A 20,163-nucleotide genomic window follows, 5' to 3' on the forward strand; every position below is an offset into this window, starting at 1 on the left:
ATTTATTTTTTTGATTATTTCGAATTCTGATTATACAAAACCTCCGATATTGGCAAAGGCAAATAATCATTCAAACCTACATTGTAATTTGCGGCAGCTTCTTTAAATTCTTTTATTGTAATACTATTATCCGTTGGATCTGCACTCAAACCTTGCTGCAACAAACTTTTAGCACGTTTTGTCCCTTTATCTGTGGTATAGTCAATTAGATTAAAATCCAATTGCGCCAAATCTTGATACCTTTTTTTCGACACTCCCCATCTTCTCAAATCGATAGCGCGTTCGGCATATCCTTCACAACTTAACTCCAAAGGCCTTTCGACGTACATAATTTGATCCATTAATGTAGTCTCATCATATACCTCATCATTAAAATCATGCGCAGATCCATCACTTGTTCCCAACAAAACCAATCCCCAACGTTTACGAATTGTATTGATTAATTTGACAGCACCATCAATGTCACCTGTTTTGGTTAAACATTCGGCTTGCATCAAATACGCATCAGCCAAACGATATACCACTAGGTTTTTACCCGATTTCCATGCGGTTTCGAGAATATCTTCCTCCGAAGACACAATATCATGATTGGTAAATTTCTTGAAATAAGAAAAAGTAGTTCGCCCAAAATTAACCAACTCATTAGCCGTATCCGAATTGTAATATTTAGATTGTTCATCGTTTACCAATGCAACAAACTGCGCTGCTCTTAAGGGCACATTACGCAACTTCGTCCCCCCCGTACCATTGCTTACATAGTTTCGAGTATCTTGAGAATCCAACTCTTCACTTTGGTACGCATAAGTCAACCAAGCGGTAGGTACGATAGACGCCTGCCCTTTGATGGTTCCTGTAGGCGCAAACAATCTAGCAAATCGATTAAAGAAACTTTCTTCGTCAAAGGTCCCTTCTTGTGTTTGATGTGACGATGAATAGTTAATTTCTAGAATTGATTCTGTGTTAAAATCTCCTGCTTCTGTAAAAAGCATTTTGACATTTTCGCCTTCTAATAATTGATAACCATAACTTGGGTTATTAATTACATCGTTTAAATACAACTTAGCCTCAGTATATTCTTTGGTGTACAAATAACTTTTCCCTAAGATCATGGCAGCAGTTCCTGCGGTTACCCTAGATTTCTGATCAAATTTGGCAGGCAAATTTTTATAGGCATATATCAAATCATCTCTAAAAAAGGTAAGCACTTCTGCCGCCGTTGAAAGTTTTTTCGAAAATTCTTCTAATTTTTCAGGATTCGTATCTCTAATTATAATTTTACCTTGGTTGTAGTTGGAGTGCAAATAAAAATGCATCAGCCCTCTAAAAAAACGGGCTTGCCCCATTTGTTCCGACCATTTTTTTTGACTCTTCAACTCATCGTTCATTCCGTTCAATCCTTCGATTACTTGATTGGCTCTAAAAATTACTTGGTAGATCGCATTCCAGCTTTTTTCATAATCCTTTACATTATTATTATACGACTTAGTGTACCATGGCACCCCTAATTGATACGGCAAATTACGATCCTTCGGAAAACCCAAATCACTTCTCCAAGCTTCAAAATCAACCGAAAACAGGTAATTATTCAACATGGCTCCATACACAGAGGTAAGATTTGCATCGGACTCTGATAGGTTGGACCAATACGTTTCGGATGAAATTGTATTCGGGTTTGTTTCGTCTAGATAACTATCGGAGCATGATTGAAAAAAACCTGCGATGGCTACAAATCCTGCTATAAAATATATTTTTTTCTTCATCATGTTTTAAAATTTAAGTTTAACACCAATTGTGTACAGAGCAGATAATGGATACCTGGAAGCATCTACCCCTCTTCTTGCTACATTATTACCTCCTACTTCTGGATCAAAACCAGAGTATTTGGTTAATGTTAATGGATTTTGCGCCGACAGAAAAATTCTCAAATTTGAAATCCCTACAGAATTTACCACTTTTGAAGGAATCGAATATCCTACAGAAACAAGTTTCAATCTTATATAATCTCCACTCTCTAACCACTGATCGGTAAAACCTCTATAATTAAAACTACCACTCTTGTTGTCTCCATTATTCAATGGAATTTGAGAAGTTGGATTATCTGTTGTCCATTGATTAACTAAATCTTTATGGTTTCCTGTTGCATATGCTGCAGCTTTAGATCCATTCATAATTTCAGATCCTACCGTTCCGTACCAGTTCATGTAAAAATCGAAATTCTTGTAATCCCATTTCAAATTGAATCCGACTTCAAAATCTGATAATCCACTACCCAAATAATGTCTATCAGCCTCTGTAATATCGCCATCACCATTATAATCCACATAGATCAAATCTCCCAAAGCGGCATTAGCTCTAGCTGGAAATTTTTGATACGCTTCTAATTGCGCTTGGTTTTGTATTACTCCATTGGTTTGATACAAGAAAAAAGCACCTGCTTCATATCCTTGTGCCAAAGCAGTAACTACCGAAGCTGGATCTCCATTGAGCAAAGCTGAGTTGGAGTTATAAATCAAGTTAACATCTCCTGTCATTCTTGTAATCTCGTTGGTGTTTTTGGTAAAAGTTGCACTGATGTTAAAATTACTTTTCCCGATACGCTCACGTAATCGCGCTGACAATTCCAATCCTTTATTGGTCATATCCCCCACATTAAGTGTCAAAATAGGATCATAATAAGCTCCTGCGGACCCTGGTAAACGCACAGGAAACAACATGTCTTTTTTTCGTGTATCGTAATAATCAGCTGTTATATTCACCTTATTTTTAAACATCGAAATATCAAGTCCTATATTTTTCTGAATCGAAGTTTCCCATCTTACTTCAGCATTAGCAAATGATCGTACCGCAGCTCCATAATTCACATCAGTATCCGATTCACTAAAGATATAATCGCTACCAAAAGCCACATTGCTATTGTATTCATAAGGACTAAAGCTCTCATTCCCTACAGTACCGTAACTCATTCTTAATTTTAGATTATTGACTACTTTTTTATATTTTTTCCAGAAACCTTCATCTGAAATATTCCATGCACCTGAAGCAGATGGAAATACACCCCAACGGTAATCTTTGGCAAATTTTGAAGATCCATCTTTTCTAATGACTCCAGACAACAAATACTTCCCTTTATAATTGTACTGAAGTCTCCCCAAATACCCTAAAATTTTAGTATTAAAATTAAACCCGGATGAAACATCTGGATTAATCGTTGCACCATTCAACACCTCAATATTATTATTAATTACACCTTGTTTGTATGCTGTAAACTCTTCGCTAGTATTCTCATCCAAAGACATCGTCGCCAAAGCACCTACAGAATGATTACCAAATTTCTTTTTATAATTCAAACTACCATCCCAGGTCAAAGTAGTCCTTCTGGTAGAGGTTGCTTGCACAAAACTTTTGGTAGGGTCAACATCAGACACACCATCATCAAGATCTACCTCTATGTACTGAGGACTGAAGACGTTTCTGGTTTGATTGATTACTGCTGCTCCAAGACGTGTCACAAAATTCAAATCCTTGGTAATACTTCTAGTAATACTCAAATTTGTATTGATACGATCCAAATTGGATCGGTCTTTTCTCTTTAAGCTTAGTGCCAAATTATTCACAGAACCTCTTCCTAATGCATTGGTATATACCACATCTGAATCTAGTTCTACCTCTGGATAGTAAGAAGGTGTACGAATCGCATTGGTAATTAAACTATTATTGGCTCTCTGTTGTTTTTCTAAAGAGAAAGCTACACCTGCAGCAATTGTCCATTTATCATCATTATATGATGTATTGGCTCTACCATTATACCTCTTAAAACCTGAATTAATCACCAATCCGTCTTGACTAAAATAACCTCCAACTACGTTGTAAGAGAAATTTTTTGCACCACCCGATACGTTCAGTACATATTGATTGGTTTGTGCTCCATTAATTAACACTTTGTCATCAAAAGAGTTATCATTATTTAACCAATCAGGGTTTCTATGAGGTCCTGGATTTACTGCACCTGCCACATTATTTTTCAATAAGGCCAACTCATATGCTATTTTTTCATTTGTATTCATCAATGGCACTCCTTTACCTAAAATTTGAAAACCGCTTGATACATCCAAACTAATACTCACTTTTCCACTTTTACCCTTTTTGGTCGTAATCAAGATCACTCCCGCAGCACCCCTAGTTCCATAAACTGCTGCCGAAGCTGCATCTTTTAAAACATCTATAGTTTCAATTTCACTAGGACTCAACCTCGGATCTCCTTGTTGAGGTATACCATCAACCACAAACAATGGCGTATTGGTACCCCCCAAAGAAGATATCCCACGAATCTGGATACTTGAACTTTCTCCAGGTTCACCACTTACTGCGGTAACATTTACTCCAGCAATTTGCCCTTGTAATGAGGAGGCAATATCCTGATTAACAAACATATCAATATCCTTGGCTTTTACCTGCGAAACCGCACCTGTTAGCTCTTTTTTCTTTACTGTTCCATATCCAATTACAACAACTTCTTCCAATTCACTTAGTTGAGAACTCAACGCAACATTCAGTGTTGTACTTGTCACCTTAATATTTTGTGTTTGAAATCCTAAATAACTGAACCTGACAACATCCCCAATTTTGGCATTTATAAGATACTGCCCATCCAAATTAGAATTGGTAGCTTTTTTGGTTCCCTTAACCAAAATGGTAGCACCCGGTATAGGCAAACCATCCTCCGTGCTGCTAATAACTCCTTGAATAGTACTTTTTTGTGCCCAAATTGAAGATTGGCAACATAAAAAAGCAATTACCACAAGGACTATTAATTTTTGTGTTAAAAATTGTTTTTTGTTTTGCATATAACTGTTAGTTTTTTAATTCATCAAGTATTACTTTTAGTACTTGATTTTTGTATTTAATCTAATAAAATAGTGAAGATTCAAAATAAAAGTATTTTAATGCAATTACATTAAAATCTATTATTTTATAATTATAAATAGTAATTATAAAAAATTCAATTAAAAATTACATTATATACAATTTTTTGAGGTTTTAACAAAGTAAGTGAAAATATATGCTGAAGCAAAAAAAATACTTACCTTTTTCTAAGTCAAAATTAACCCAAGTAGTGATTTACGTAATTTAAAAGAACAAAACCTACAAAAAAAACCAAATTTAGGATTGTTAATTAATGTTAACTAAAAAACAAAAAAGTACTGTTTTTAAAAATTCCTACAAAAAAGAAGAAAAATAAAAAAAATAAAATTCTGAAATTGGCTAAATTTAGAAGAAAAAATAGGGAAATTAAATTGCCGAATAAAGATTGTGATTGGGTGAAAAAGGGAATATTTACTACTTTAAAGTTATATAGTTCAACCCAATCATTAAACCCAACTCTATATAAAAAAAAGACCTACAACCAGACTTAGTAAAGACTAAACTTGATTGTAGGCATACAATAAATACCCTCTTTTTTATGAAGTATAAAAACAGGATTACACGAGAGTAATTAAGAAACCATCATAGGGTTCAAAATTATTTAATAATAATAATATAGTAATTTAAACCATCTCACCACGTAGCGAAGTTTCTACTGCGTTTTTAAAACTGCGCATCGAAGTATTTTTACCCAGTAAGTACATTAATTTAGTAATTGCTGTCTCAGTTGTCATGTCTTTTCCAGAGATCACTCCAGCTGATTTCATTTGATACTAATCTCACAATGACCCATTTGCACACTCCCAACTGAACATTGGGTAACATTAATAACATACATTCCTTTTTGAATGACTTCTTGCATCAATTGTACAAACCAATCTACAGTAATAGCATTACCAGACCCATAAGTCTCTAGAGCCCCCCCTCTGAGTGTTGGAATAGCAAAAATAGCCGTTACTACTGTTTGAGAAATTCCTGGGAATAATTTTATGATGACCACATTGGTATCCAATGTATATTGCACTTTCAATAACTCATTATTGGATACACTTGGCAAAAGTAATTGTGCATTCCATTTCAAATGTACGCCTGACTTTACCAAACAAGGATAATTAGGAGAATTAAAAGCTTGAAAATGTTCTGCATTTACTTTGGTTGTACGGTTGCCTCGGTAAAATTTATATTCAAAAAAAAGACACAATTCTTGAACAACGGGCAATCCATTTTCTCTTAAAGAAGAAATTTGGATTACAGTAATCAAATTTTCTTTGGTATCGGTACGCAAATCTCCAATAGGCAATTGTAAACCTGTGAAAATAATTGGCTTTGCTAAATTTTCAAACATAAAACTCAATGCAGATGCCGTATATACCATGGTATCTGACACATGAAGCACAACAAATCCATCAAATTTGGCGTAATTGTTTCGATTATCGAAGCCAAAATACCCCAATTTTCTGGATTCATGTTGGATGAATCAATGGACTCATCATAGGAAATGGTTCGTATAGCACAATCAAGCAACTTAAGTTCGGAAACTTGTTGCAAGAGTTGTCCGAAATCAAAAGCGATTAATGCGCCTGTTTCAAAATCTTTACTCATACCGATCGTTCCACCAGTATATATTAAAACTATTTTACTTTTGGACTGCATTTTGATATTTATGCCAGTTCAAAACTGGGTTAACATACCTATTCGATAAACTCTAGTAGCATACAAAACTCATATCTTCAATTTACAGCCACATATTTATCTGTATTAATTGAATAAAAACGCACAAAGAACTCCTGCTAAAGCATTCTAGCTCCCTATTATAATGGTTTTTTCGCGAAAATAAACTTGTAAAACAGCTAAATCGATTCATTCTATCTGGCAAAATAATGAAAACCTTTAACTTTTTTAATGAATTCATAATTCCGACCTTTGTAGCAAATACACAATACCATGTTTAAAGCATTAGAATCTAGAAATTTTAAAATATTTTTTTACGGCCAATCTATATCCGTCATTGGGACATGGCTGCAAAAGACTGCCGTGAGTTGGATGGTGTACAGCATTACCAATTCAGTTTTTTTATTAGGACTAGTAATGTTTTTCAGTATGATACCGTCGCTTTTTTTATCGCCATTGGCTGGTAGTTTCTTAAAAAAGTATGACAGACACAGAACCATGATAGTTTTACAATTTATGGCCATGTTCCAAGCGGGATTAATGGCACTAGTTTTTTACACCAAAACTTATAATATTGAATTAATCATGGGATTGAGCTTGTTTCAAGGTGTCATTAATTCTTTTGACATGATCTGCAGGCAAACCATGATGGTTGAGATTGTTGATAACAAAGACAATCTAGCCAATGCTGTAGCATTAAATACAAGCTTGAGCAACTTTGCACGTATTGCAGGGCCAGCATTAGCAGGTATACTTTTGCATCGATTTGGCGCAGATGTATGCTTTGTTGGGAATTTCTTGAGTTACCTTCCGGTTTTGTGTTCCTTGTTTATGATGCGTTTAACCTACCAACCAAAATCAAATCACAAAATAAAAATTTATGAAGACTTTATAGAAGGACTAGATTACGTGAAAGAAGAAGCCAACATGGGGAAAATGTTACTCTTATTACTATGCAGTAGTTTGTTTGTAACCTCGTTTATCACCTTACTACCTGTTTTTGCCAAAGACATCTTCAGTGGTAATGCGCAAACTTTTAGTTGGTTCGAAAGCTCGGCTGGAATTGGATCTCTTTTGTCAGCCATCTATTTGACCAATTTAAAACAAGGAACAGATGTGACCAAAATTACCCTTGCTGCTACGCTGCTATTGGGTAGTAGTATGATTTTACTATCGTTTGCACCAAATCTATCTGTTGCGCTCGTGTGTACAACGCTGTGCGGGCTTGGTATGATGGCACAAACATCCTCTATAAATATTTATATTCAATTAAAGAGTTCTTCACATATGCGCTCCCGCAGTATCAGCTATTTTATCATGGCCTATCAAGGTATGTTGCCTATTGGAAGTCTACTTATTGGAATTCTATCCCACAATATAGGTACAAGGCTTACCGTAACGCTACAGGGAATCCTCTGTATCATAGCCGCAATTGTCTTTTTGATATTCAAAAATAAGGAGAAGGTGGCAACTCCAGCAGTAGAAATAGAGTAGTAAAGCAATTGTAAATTGATAGACTACTCTGTCAACTCGCCACGAAGTGATTTCTCGAAGATTAATTTAAAATCAGCCTTTGTGTGATCTTGACCAAGCAGGTACATTAACTTTGTAATGGCAGCCTCGGTGGTTATATCTTTACCTGAAATAACACCACAATTTTTAAGTTCAGTACTCGTTTCATACTGGCCCATCATCACGCTGCCGGCAGAACATTGGGTCACATTGATGACATGCAAACCATCAGAGATTGCCTTCTGAATCAAACTCAAAAACCATTCTTCAGTTGGCGCATTACCAGAGCCATAGGTTTCTAGAACAATTCCTTTTAAGTTTTTTATCGAAAGCATAGCTGCTAACACAACTTCGCTTATTCCTGGAAACAATTTCAGAATGACTACATTGGTATCCAAAGTATATTGGACATGCAATTTTTGCTCAAAATCGGCTTTAAGCAATAATGATAAATTAGTTTTTAAATGCACCCCAGACTCCACCAAACAAGGATAATTAGGTGAATTAAAAGCCTGAAAATGTTCTGCGTTTACTTTGGTTGTACGGTTGCCACGGTACAATTTATATTCAAAATATAAACAAACTTCTTGCACTATACTCCTACCGTTCTCACGCAAAGACGCCACTTGAATAGCGGTGATTAAATTCTCTTTGGCATCGGTACGCAAATCACCTATTGGCAACTGCGAGCCAGTTAGAATTACGGGTTTTGAAAGATTTTCAAACATAAAGCTTAAAGCCGAAGCGGTATAAGCCATCGTGTCAGATCCATGAAGGACCACAAAACCATCAAATTGAGTATAATTTTTTTCAATTGTGGCCGCCAAACTACCCAAGATTTCGGGATTCATGTTGGAGGAGTCAATAGGTTTTTCAAAAGATACCGTCTCAATATCGCATTCAAGCAATTTGAGCTCTGGAACATGTTGCAAAAGTTGACCAAAATTAAAAGCAACCAAAGCACCCGTTTCAAAATCTTTACTCATACCGATGGTTCCACCAGTATAGATCAGTAAAATTTTAGCTTTGGACTGCATCTTTATATTTTAAACTATTAACGACCGGATTGGCATACATATTTAAAAAACTCTGTAATGCAACAGGGTTCTCTTTATCAATACGTTTCTCCATACGGCGCTCAAAAAGCATTTTTTGATCCTCAGTATACAAACTAGCAAAAGTATTGCTATTGTTTAACAAATCGTACCCAATATAATTGGTAGGCCATAATTTGTAATTGCTCAAGATAGAATCATCTATAGCTTGGGCGATGGCTTGTACCTGTTTGTTAGTATTATCGTTTTCGGTAGCGATTACATCAATAGTATCGTTCAAAACATCTCCTATATGAATGTGGATGTGCTTTTTTTGTCCCAAAGCACCACTTAGAATGGTCATAAAATCTTCATTTGCATCCTTTACATATACTTCATTGTTCGCTTCCGCTAATATTTGCGGCATTTTCAAGGCATCTGTTGGATCGTATTCGTAGGATATAGACACAGGAACAATCTTAATTTTCTTAAAATAGTCCATTAGATTTTCTTCATCAGATCCCATGGCTAGCATTTTCAAAATACCAGGATTTGTCATGTCATTTCCATCTTTGGTTCTTCCTTCACGCTGTGCGATCCAAACCGAACGATTTTCATGATTTAATAAATGACCAATATATTCTGACAATGTCTTGGAACTTTGCAGCATCTCGCGTGGACTCAATCCTCGTTGTACCAAAAAATTGCGGTTGAGTTTTGCCAAATTCATTAAAAATGATTTTTTGACCAAGTTATCACCAATGGCCGAAGCGGTCATTACCAAACCGTACTCAAACAAAGAAGCATTTAATAAAGTAGTGTCTAATAAAATATCTCGGTGGTTCGAAATAAACAAATAAGACTCGCCTTTTTCTAGTTTTTCAAAACCAGAAGTTGTAAGACCTTCCGAACTTTTTTTCAATAAAGTTTGTACCGATTGGTAGATGAAATTACATTGAAAATCACGTATCGAATGTGTTTTTGAAAGCAAGCCTCTCCAAGCTCCATCCTCATCATCAGGGAAAGAGAAATCCATTAGAGATTTCATCATCGGATGGTAAAGTAATTTCTTGAAGACTTCGTTTACCTCCGAATCATAAAAAGGTCGAATTGCGTCGAATTTTTGCATTATAGTTTTTTTAGTCAAAGCAAAAGAACAAAAAAAAAGTTAAACAAAACTGATTTATAGTTTAAATCCCAAAAATAGCTTTAGAATTTTCTGTAGTTTTTAAAGCAATTTCATCAACAGAAACTCCATATATGTCGGCTATTTTCTGAGCAACATTTACAACATAACTACTTTCGTTGCGTTTTCCACGATATGGAATGGGAGCCAAATAAGGTGAATCTGTTTCTAAGACAATATGTTGCAAATCAATTTGATGTAAAAACTGATCTATTTTTCCATTTTTAAAAGTCACTACTCCACCTATTCCCAATTTCATATTATACGATATTGCCTGAAGTGCTTGTTCATAAGTCCCCGTAAAACAGTGAAATATACCAAACAATTCATCGGACTTTTCTTCCTCTAAAACAGCAAAAACTTCATCAAAAGCATCACGACAATGAATTACGATAGGTAACTGATATTGTTTGGCCAACTGTATTTGCGTTCGAAAAGCATCTTGTTGTTCGGCCAAATGGGTTTTATCCCAATACAAATCAATACCGATTTCGCCAATCGCATAGAATTCTCGTTTTGCTAATTCTTCTTTTACATGTTGCAACTCCTCTTGATAGTTTTCCTTTACATAGGTAGGATGTAATCCCATCATCAAGAACACATTATCTGGATTTGATTTTTCCAAATCATACATTGCAGCCGTTTGACTAGAGTCAATTGCAGGAATAAAAAATCTAGAAACGCCAGCATCAATAGCACGCTGAATCATCTCGTTTCGATCTTCATTGAATTCTTCTGAGTATAAATGGGTATGGGTGTCGGTGAATATCATTGATGTACTTTAAGATTGTAAAATTACATTTTTAGAAAGAGATGGCAAACTACTGTAGCATTCTCTACATAAAATTTTAGTTAAATAAAAAAACCATTAAGAAACAAAGCTTCATCTCGACTTGATGAACTTCATTTCTTAACGGTTTAACATATTAATTTGTGGAATACTAATTCTCTAACTTACCTATTAGAGACTGCACAATGTCATAATCTTCATAATCCTCTGTAATCGTTTTTAAAGTAGCCTCACAACTTTCATAATCTTTTTGTTTTAATTGTAATAAAGCTAAACTCCAACTCGCTTTGTTTTTATAAATCGAAGTTCCCGATCGAATCGTCTCAAAAATGACACTAGCCTCTTTCAATCGATCCAATTCCATTAAGGAAATCCCATAGTACAATTGAATTTCAGGACTTGATTTATCTTTTAATATAATTTCAAACTGTACTGTTGCCTCTTGGTAGTTTTTAGCATTAAAGGCCTCTTGTGCCAATTTTAAATTAGCATTTACGTCCCCTCTTTCTACAAAATAAGCATTTTCATAGTGGTTAAAATCTTTAAATTTTAGATTTGATGCTTGCATTAGAAACCAAACACCCAATAAAACGGCTACCGATGCAGCAACAGAATAAAACCAAGGTCTTAGCGATTTCACTTTGGGCTCATCCATTTTTCTGCATTCGTAAGCGATTTTAGAAATCTTTTGACGGAAAGCCAATCTTTGTTTTTCGATACTAAATTTTTGTTTCAACTGAAAGTTGACTTCGTTAAAATTTTCAAATTCAGAAGCCATAACAACATCTCTTTTCAATTTATTTTCAAACGTTTCTTTTTCGGCATCCGACAATTCCCCTTGTAGGTATTGATCGAATAAAATATAATTTTCCTCACTCATGGTTCAGTTATTTTAAGGATTGATACTGACTAGAATCTTGAATCCATTTGGTTAATTGCCCTGTACACAATGATTTTTTCTTTCGAACATAACCATAAGTGACCTGGAGCTTTTCAGCCACTTCTTCCATCGATTTAAGAACAAAGCTCAACTTAAGCACCTCTTGACATTTTTCTCCTAATTTTTTAAACATGGCGTCAAAAAGTTGTTGTTTCTCCTCAAATTCCTCAGTTTGAGTGACCAAACCTTCACTGTCTTCATTACTAGATCCATAATCATCGGCAATTGTTACCCCTTTATTTGAATTTTTTTTCAGTTCATTGAGCCACTTCCTTTTACATAACAAAAAAAAATAGGCATCAAACGGACAAGTCAAGGTTAACTTTTCAGCCTTGGCCTGATCAAATAACAAAATAAGCACTTCTTGGACCACATCTTGCGCTTGGTCATGGTCGCCAGAGTTGTTTTGAATATAATGAATTACTTTGGGTACAAATTTCTTATAGATGGACTCAATAACTGCCGAATTATTCGATGCCAATCCTTCAATATACATTTGGTCAGGATGTGTTGCTGATGAAGCCATATAATTTATTTTGACTGTTAAAGTTAATAAAAAATCTTAATTCGAGGGGCAATAATTATAAATAAAAAACCATATTCATATGTAAATCAATAATTTACCCTAGTAAAAATCATATACATGAAAAATAAATTCAAAATATTCAAACATTTTTTTACTAGTAGAATTTGGAAAATTATTGTGAGATAAAATAAATCACTATAATACCAATCACAATAAAAAAATTAACAAATTAACTCAAAGGTAACAAAATGCAACCCAGATGATAGATTCGAGTAACAAATGAAACAAAAAATCTAATTTTTCAAAAAAGCGGTGAGTCAATCACCGCTTTTTGCTATTTTTATAATTCTTAACCAAACCATTTGATTATGAAACCATTATTCCTTCTCTTTTACTTTTCTGCATTTTTTACTTACGGACAATCCAAAGTTAAAGACACCATCACTCGAAGAGCCATCATTGGTTACCTTCAAACAGGAAATGAAGTCAATTTCAAACCAACGTTACCCCCTTTAATTCCAATCTCAGGAGCTCCAAAACCTAGCTTTTCCTATCTATGGGAAATGGGTGACGGAACCTATAGCAAAGAAGCCGAACCTAAACATATGTACAAAAACAAAGGTACCTACACCACCCGATTGGCTGTAACCAACAATTATGACAATGGAAAACCTCCTGCCACAAGACCCAAAAAAGTAGTTATAAACGACATTAGCACGCCCGAAAATGGTATGATCGCTTCTAATGTTAATCCTAGTAGTTTTGCACTTCAAAAAAACTGTGACCCTATCCCAGAAGAAGAAATGGTCGTAATTATGAGTTATCAAAATACTGAAAACTATGTTTCCAACGGTAAACTTTATCTTTTTTATAACGAAACTCAATTCAAAAACGACAATTTTGATTTAATTGATTTCCGCACTCATACAGGTGAGCGAGAAGTAACAGAAAATACTTTTGCAGTTGCCAATGACAATAATAGCAGTAATCGGTTTCTAGCCTCGAATGAAACCTACAAACCTATTGAAAAACAAAGAACTACCACAAATGAACTTGACTTAGAAACCACTTTAGCAATAGCCAAAAAAGAATACAACCAAGTCCATATTCTAGAAATGGATGAAATGAATCCCAATGAACTACGCAATGTGTTTTATACCTTCAGGACCACACCCGAGATGCTCAAAGACACTAGTGCAACAGTCACCATGCGAGGAGTTTTTGTACCCAATAGAAGCTACAAAAATCATAAAGTAAAAAACTTAGAGATGGAAATCGTAACTTCTCACGATCCCAACAAAATGGGCTCTAACGGTAGCCTTATCAATTACCGCTTAGTGCGTTTCAAAAGGATAGATTTTAAAACTCGTTTTCAAAATAACGGAGAAGGACCTGCGAGAATAATTCGCCTAGAAACTGACATACCTGAAATGTTTGACAAAAAGACCTTCAAAATTGAAAACATGTATCCTAAATGTCCAATTTGTCCAAAAGATTTTATTCCAACTACTAGTTGTTTGGATACCATCATCAAGCAAAAACAAATTTTCTTTACTTTCAAAAACATCTATTTGCCTGGAAGTACTCAAAAAAATGTACACGAAAAAGACAGTACCAAAGGTTTTGTGAAATATTCCATGAAATTCAATAAGGACTTTCATAAGGTAAATACCAAAAGTAGAACAGCTATTATTTTTGACAAAAACGAACCCATCATAACTAATTATGCCACTACCCGATTCTTACCCGGAATTTCAATTGGTGCAAAAGCAGGATATAATTATTACCCTGACTTAAAGAAAGCAACAAGTTATTTTTATGGAGCAACGATTTCGCCATTCAAATCGTACCGCTTCTATTGGCAAGCCGAGTTGTTAAACAGCTTTACCAATTATGACTCAGAAACCAGTATCAATGAGAAAACTATTCGAAATGCAGCGACTGGAGACCAATTACAGCGTACTATCACTACAACAACAAACAATATGGTAAACATTGAGGTTCCAGTGTTGATACGCTATAACATAAATAATTTTATCGGCATTGGCGCTGGGTTACAAGCAAACATAAATTCCTCTTCAAAACAAGAGCAAAATTCAAAAACAGAAATATATGAAAATGAAAAAGCCTCTTTTTTAATTAGTACTAAAGAAGAAAGAGTAAAATCAAGCAAGAGCTTTACCGATGTTAAAACTGGATTACTTTTTGACCTTACAATTGGAGCGGCGCGAATTGGTCCAAGTTTAGGAGCTCGTTATGTGATGAACTTCAAAAAAAACTTTAATTATTTACAGTTTTATGGGATTTGGAAGTTTTAATTTTACAATGCAAACGATACAAGAGAAAAGGAAAATTCACTAACTTTTCTTCCTCAAAAAAAGCTTTGCGATTCTTTATGTATTCTTAGCTAAATAAACATTTTATGAAAAACATTTCTCTCGTCCTTATCCTCTTTTCAACGTTGATTATATTTGGACAACCTTCCGTCCATTTAGAAGATTCTATCTATAAAACAATAGATAATTTTACAGCGCAACCTTCGGAAAGTGGGCTAAAAGAATTATCACAAATAGACCGTGACTTTTGGAAGACGAAAAGACCTAAAACGAAAGAAGAATTATTAGCAATCGTAATTTTAAATTGCAATAAAGGATACTACGAAATGAAATTGGGACAAAACCAATCAGCCATTGAAAGCTACGAAAAAGCCTGGGACACTTTCGGTAGAAACCAATTAGCACAATACGACATCATAGAATATGCATTGAAGCCATTAGGCAACTTATACACGATGCAAGGCGACTATGACAATGCCGAAAACACCATAAAACAATACTATTACATTGCTTCTAAGGAGAGAAATAAATCTCAAAAATTGGCAGCCATACTCAATTTATCCAACGTTTATCAAAGCGCTGGAAAAACAGACTTAGCCATTGAACTATTACAAAAAACACTTCAGACTGAAAAATTAACTAAAACTGAAAAGGGAATTATAATTAACAATCTGGGAAACAACTATATGTTGAACTATAGTTTGGCAACAACAGGAAATGCAGCTCGGTTCAAAAAAATAGAGTCTACCTATTTGTATGCTATTCAATTATTACAAGGAGATGAGAACCAAAACAATAAATTAGCGAACTGCTACCGAAATCTAGCCACTCTTTACACCCAAAGACGAAATTTCGAAATTGCCAATGACTATTTTGCGAAAGCAAAAAAACTATTCTTCACCTCAGCTAATCAAGATTCTCGACAAATTGCTAGATTGTATTATGAAGAAGCTTCACTGGTTTTCGAACAACAAAAATATGCTGAAGCATCTACTTTAATTAGCTCAGTTTTCAAAATTTTAATACCCAATTATTCCAGTGCAAAAAGCATTCTACCGCAGTCCAAATCTCTGTATTCAGAAACTGTTTTGCTAGACGCATTAGATTTGCAAGCAGCCATTTTTAGTATCGAAAATAAACCTAAAAAAGCACTGGAAGCGTATACTCTTTCTGCTTATATCGAAGATTTATTTTCTAATTTATTAATCTACGAAAATTCGAAAATAATTAACCAAACTCGCGTTCGACTGCGTACTGAAAAATGTATTGCACTCTATGACTTATTGTTCCAAAAAGAAAAGAATCAAGCTTATATCGAACAAGCTTTTCAACTGGCCGAGAAAACAAAATCAACAGTCTTAAAAAGCTATTTACAGAAAAATAAAATCGCTACAAGAGAAGAAAAACTACACATTGAACAATTGCAAAATTGGACTGTTGAAATTACCAAAGAACAACAAAAAGGGAATAAAGCTGATATTACCAAAATCAGCCATGCCATTGAAAAACAAAATGAGCTTGTCCTGTCTTTGAAAAAAATTCAGTCCATAAACACTTCAACTGAAAACCTAAACACCGACTTGAATCTAGTCTTTGAAAAACTCAAAAATGAAAGAACAGTTTTAATCAATTATTTTTCTGGTGCAGAGAAGACTTATTCTTTTACTTTTCAAGATGAAACTATCCTATTAAAATCCTATAAAAATGAAACTAACAAAACGATTGTCACGAATTTTTTAAACTATTTCAAAGAGTCGGATGCTATTTCAAAAGACCCAAAAGGATACAATCATCAAGGTAAAATAGTTTATGATTTATTGCAGTTTTCAAAACTAAAGAAAGAAAAAAACCTCGTCATTATCCCTGATGGGTTATTAAATTTTCTTCCGTTCGAAGCATTAATTACAGCAGAGACGACGACAACAAATTTTAGCCAAATGAAATATTTGGTTAATGATTATGCCATTGGATTCAACAACTCGGTTACATTTTATCTAAATGAAGTTGAACTCGAAAAACCTAAAAAAAATGTACTTGGTATTTTTCCAGTATTCGAAAAAACAAATTATGCTTTGGATTTCTCTAAAAAAGAAATGGCTTCAATAAAAAGTAAGTTTGATGGACAATTTTTCGAAAATGAAAATGCCACTTTTGCTAATTTCAAATCGAATGCGAGTAGTCATACCATTTTACATTTATCCACTCATGCTAGTGCAGGTGACATTGATACTCCCGCAAGTATTAAATTTTTCGACCAAGAAATAGTATATTCAGAATTGTATCAATTGAATATCAATCCCGAATTGGTTGTATTGAGTGCGTGTGAAACCGGTATAGGAAAACTTTATAAATCTGAGGGTGCGATGAGTATCGCTAGAGGATTTCAGTTTGCAGGAGCTAGGAATTTATTGTTTTCATTGTGGAAAGTCAATGATTTTACGACTTCAGTTTTTATGAATTATTTTTACCAACATTGTAAAGATGGAAATTCGTACTGGGAGGCTAATCACAATGCCAAATTAGATTTCATAAAAGATAAAACGATTTCTAATGCTAAAAAATCACCTTATTATTGGAGTGCTTTTGTATATTATGGAAGTTGTACTGCTGGAGAAGAAACTATTAATTATACTTTTTACATTTTGGGATTTATAACTGTAATTGGTTTACTTTTGGCTTTCATTGGTTATAAAAATGGAAAAATTACAAGAAATCCTAAAAGAGGAAAAATACAAAAAGATAAAATTTAAGATTACCAAAACCCAACATTTATTGATTAAAGCAAAAATCAATGGGGTTAAAGGTAATTTCATATTAGATACAGGCGCTTCCAATAGTTGTATTGGTTTTGAAAGTATCGAACTTTTTCAAGTAGACGCGCAGGATTCCAAAACAAAGGCTTCTGGAGCCGGAGCCACAGGTATGTTGACCCAAATATCGGCTAAAAACAAACTGCAACTTGGAACTTGGAAAACAAAAGTTGATTTGGTTATTTTTGATTTATCACATGTCAATGACGCTTTAATTCAATACAAATCCAAATCAATTCATGGAATTATAGGTGCTGATATACTACTAAAAGGTAAAGGCATTATTGATTATTACAATCATTATTTGTATTTGCAATAGATAGCACATTCAATTACCACTCCAAAAACACCATTCCGAAGCCACAAACGATGATGGATATCCCACTGAATAATTCAATGTATTTTTCGAATCCTTTGTAATTGATAAAACGAGAGCCGAAAAACCCCATTAAAACCATAAACATCATGGTGAAAATAGTGGTAAAAGTATATAAAAAGATCAACATCCCAACTTCCGAAAAAGTATAATTAATAGCCGGATAAATGATTAGTGGAATCATAGGTTCGCTAGGTCCCAAGGCAAAAATAAAAAACATCACCCAAGGCGTTACTTTGTAACGTTTGTTACCCGCAATACTTTGTCCGTGTTTGTGTTCAAAAACATAAATATCGCCTTCATCTGAGGTATCGAAATGTTTGTGGGTCTTATTATTTTTTAAATTAACCAAGGCATAAATCACGTAACCGACTCCAAAAAGTAATAAAAACCAGGAAGCGTAGCCTCCACGAATCTCTTCGATATGGAAGACTTTGGTCACTGTCCATCCCAGAAATATTCCGATTACACCAAGTACAACCGAACTTAATACATGAGCAAACCCGCAGAGAAAAGTCCACAAAAGGGTCTTTTTCAAACTCCATTGTTTGGATCTTGATAGGACAATAAAAGGCAAATAATGATCTGGCCCGCTCAAAGTATGAATCGCACTAATGGATAAAACCGTAAAACAAAGTAAATTAAAGTCGACCATTTTTTATAATCTGAGTTAATTGTTTCATTAGAGTTAGTAATTTCTCGGCCTTAAATTCTAATATTTTAATAGACAATCCGTTGGTCGCAGTTTCAGAAATACCAAACGTACATTCTTTATCTTCCAAGAAGGCATCCAATTGCTTTTTCAAAACTGGAACATCACAAGCATCATCAATGTAAACTAAACTAAGTTGATGCGTAAATCCTTCATATTGTCCAATATTTAGTGGGTTTCGCTTGGTTGGATTCAAAAATAAATTTTCGAAATAAACGAGTTTTTCCTCTTGGAAAATTTTAGTCAAACTTTGAAATTGGGTAAACTGAAAAATTTCGTCTTTTAATTTTCGTCCACAAGTGAAAATTTCACCCCAAATAACAGCAGCGTTTTTTTCTAAACAAATGGTATTTACACTTTTAAAATTGGAATCTTTATGTGGCACAGTAGGTTGTGGCAAATAGGAAAGAAAAGCATTTTCCTTTACCACAACATTCGTTTTTTGAACCGCGCTGTTTTCCATGGTAAACAACCTTTGAAAAGACTGTGTAGTCATCTCTACTTGGCAGTTCTCGGCAATCAAATAATCAAAACTCAATTCGTCATTATCCAAAACGCCGGGAGAAGAACTCATCAACATTAATTCTAACAGCGGATTCTTCTTGTCCTCTCTTACCTCAACTACTTTAAAAGGTGTAGAACAAAAAACAGATTTCAATTCCGTTATGCCTCGTTTTTCAACTGATTCTATAGTAACCTTTGAAATCATCGGTGCAAATTTGGTTCTAGTACATTTTCTAAAAGAGCATATTTTTGAATCCAACCAATCACATCATCCAAGCCATCTCTCTTCATCAAATTGGTAAAAACAAACGGTCTTCCGTTACGCATTTTTCGGGCATCGCGCTCCATTACTCCCAAATCGGCATTCACATAAGGCGCCAAATCTATTTTGTTAATCATCAACAAATCACTGCGGGTAATTCCGGGACCGCCTTTTCTAGGAATTTTTTCGCCTTGAGCGACATCAATGACAAATATGGTTAAGTCGGCCAAATCGGGACTAAAGGTAGCCGACAGATTATCTCCCCCACTTTCGATAAAAATAATTTCGATATCAGAAAAACGCTCTGCCATTTCTTCAACGGCTTCGAGATTCATACTTGCGTCCTCGCGAATGGCAGTATGCGGGCAACCTCCCGTTTCGACTCCGATAATTCGCTCTTTGGGTAACAAACTATTTTTGGTCAAAAACTCGGCGTCTTCTTGTGTATAAATATCATTGGTAATTACACCCAATGAATATTGAGAAGCAAGTTCTCGTGTCAACTTTTCGATAAGAGCTGTTTTTCCTGAACCTACGGGTCCAGCTACTCCTATTTTTATATATTTTCTGCTCATTTTTTT

At 34.5% G+C, this 20,163-nt stretch carries 14 protein-coding genes and 1 pseudogene; 4 read left to right on the top strand and 11 right to left on the bottom strand.

The window, feature by feature from the left end; genetic code table 11:
• Nucleotides 1-14: 14 nt before the first annotated feature.
• From M2326_RS02400 to M2326_RS02410, 3 genes and pseudogenes are all read right to left on the bottom strand, one after another.
• A complete protein-coding gene (locus M2326_RS02400; protein WP_264617955.1) occupies nucleotides 15-1,763 on the bottom strand; it encodes a RagB/SusD family nutrient uptake outer membrane protein in 1,749 nt (582 codons plus the stop codon).
• Nucleotides 1,764-1,766: 3 nt separating this feature from the next.
• Complete coding sequence (locus tag M2326_RS02405) at nucleotides 1,767-4,844, bottom strand: SusC/RagA family TonB-linked outer membrane protein (protein WP_264617956.1); 3,078 nt, start codon at nucleotides 4,842-4,844, stop codon at nucleotides 1,767-1,769.
• 702 nt (nucleotides 4,845-5,546) lie between these two features.
• Nucleotides 5,547-6,576, bottom strand: a pseudogene (locus M2326_RS02410) (asparaginase).
• Between the two features lie 291 nt (nucleotides 6,577-6,867).
• Between M2326_RS02410 and M2326_RS02415 the strand changes: the two are divergent.
• Nucleotides 6,868-8,088, top strand: a complete 1,221-nt coding sequence (locus tag M2326_RS02415) for an MFS transporter (RefSeq protein WP_264617957.1) — start codon at nucleotides 6,868-6,870, stop codon at nucleotides 8,086-8,088.
• A 23-nt stretch (nucleotides 8,089-8,111) separates the two neighbouring features.
• Here the strand turns inward: M2326_RS02415 and M2326_RS02420 are convergent, their stop codons facing one another.
• The 5 genes from M2326_RS02420 to M2326_RS02440 form a co-directional block, all read right to left on the bottom strand.
• Nucleotides 8,112-9,143 carry an asparaginase gene (locus M2326_RS02420; RefSeq protein ID WP_264617958.1) on the bottom strand — a complete coding sequence of 344 codons (1,032 nt, stop codon included), beginning with the start codon at nucleotides 9,141-9,143 and terminating at the stop codon, nucleotides 8,112-8,114.
• Nucleotides 9,127-10,269 (bottom strand): 1-acyl-sn-glycerol-3-phosphate acyltransferase, encoded by a 1,143-nt coding sequence (locus M2326_RS02425; protein WP_264617959.1) that lies wholly within the window; start codon nucleotides 10,267-10,269, stop codon nucleotides 9,127-9,129. The genes M2326_RS02420 and M2326_RS02425 overlap by 17 nt, the downstream gene beginning before the upstream one ends.
• Nucleotides 10,270-10,330: 61 nt before the next feature.
• Nucleotides 10,331-11,098, bottom strand: a complete 768-nt coding sequence (locus tag M2326_RS02430; protein WP_264617960.1) for a TatD family hydrolase — start codon at nucleotides 11,096-11,098, stop codon at nucleotides 10,331-10,333.
• A 169-nt stretch (nucleotides 11,099-11,267) separates the two neighbouring features.
• Entirely contained in the window at nucleotides 11,268-11,996 is a 729-nt protein-coding gene (locus tag M2326_RS02435) for a tetratricopeptide repeat protein (RefSeq protein ID WP_264617961.1), read from the bottom strand.
• 7 nt (nucleotides 11,997-12,003) lie between these two features.
• Nucleotides 12,004-12,582, bottom strand: a complete 579-nt coding sequence (locus M2326_RS02440) for an RNA polymerase sigma factor (RefSeq protein ID WP_264617962.1) — start codon at nucleotides 12,580-12,582, stop codon at nucleotides 12,004-12,006.
• 368 nt (nucleotides 12,583-12,950) lie between these two features.
• On the opposite strand from M2326_RS02440, the gene M2326_RS02445 reads away from it, so the two are divergent.
• The 3 genes from M2326_RS02445 to M2326_RS02455 all read left to right on the top strand — a co-directional run bounded on the left by M2326_RS02445 (nucleotide 12,951) and on the right by M2326_RS02455 (nucleotide 18,047).
• Nucleotides 12,951-14,900, top strand: coding sequence for a DUF7849 domain-containing protein (locus M2326_RS02445; protein WP_264617963.1), 1,950 nt, complete (start codon nucleotides 12,951-12,953; stop codon nucleotides 14,898-14,900).
• A gap of 104 nt (nucleotides 14,901-15,004) precedes the next feature.
• Nucleotides 15,005-17,668 (top strand): CHAT domain-containing protein, encoded by a 2,664-nt coding sequence (locus M2326_RS02450; RefSeq protein ID WP_264617964.1) that lies wholly within the window; start codon nucleotides 15,005-15,007, stop codon nucleotides 17,666-17,668.
• On the top strand, nucleotides 17,613-18,047 hold the full coding sequence (locus M2326_RS02455) for a retropepsin-like aspartic protease (protein WP_264617965.1): 435 nt from the start codon (nucleotides 17,613-17,615) through the stop codon (nucleotides 18,045-18,047). Before M2326_RS02450 ends, M2326_RS02455 begins: the two co-directional genes overlap by 56 nt.
• Nucleotides 18,048-18,060: 13 nt before the next feature.
• Here M2326_RS02455 and M2326_RS02460 read toward each other — a convergent pair whose 3' ends face one another.
• The 3 genes from M2326_RS02460 to ureG are packed head-to-tail and all read right to left on the bottom strand — an operon-like array spanning nucleotide 18,061 to nucleotide 20,157.
• Nucleotides 18,061-18,759, bottom strand: a complete 699-nt coding sequence (locus M2326_RS02460) for a hypothetical protein (RefSeq protein WP_264617966.1) — start codon at nucleotides 18,757-18,759, stop codon at nucleotides 18,061-18,063.
• Complete coding sequence (locus M2326_RS02465; RefSeq protein ID WP_264617967.1) at nucleotides 18,746-19,525, bottom strand: urease accessory protein UreD; 780 nt, start codon at nucleotides 19,523-19,525, stop codon at nucleotides 18,746-18,748. Before M2326_RS02465 ends, M2326_RS02460 begins: the two co-directional genes overlap by 14 nt.
• A complete protein-coding gene (gene ureG / locus M2326_RS02470) occupies nucleotides 19,522-20,157 on the bottom strand; it encodes an urease accessory protein UreG (RefSeq protein ID WP_264617968.1) in 636 nt (211 codons plus the stop codon). Before ureG ends, M2326_RS02465 begins: the two co-directional genes overlap by 4 nt.
• Nucleotides 20,158-20,163 lie beyond the last annotated feature (6 nt).

It is taken from the genome of Flavobacterium psychraerolatum (genome assembly GCF_025960985.1).
Taxonomy (GTDB): Bacteria; Bacteroidota; Bacteroidia; order Flavobacteriales; family Flavobacteriaceae; genus Flavobacterium.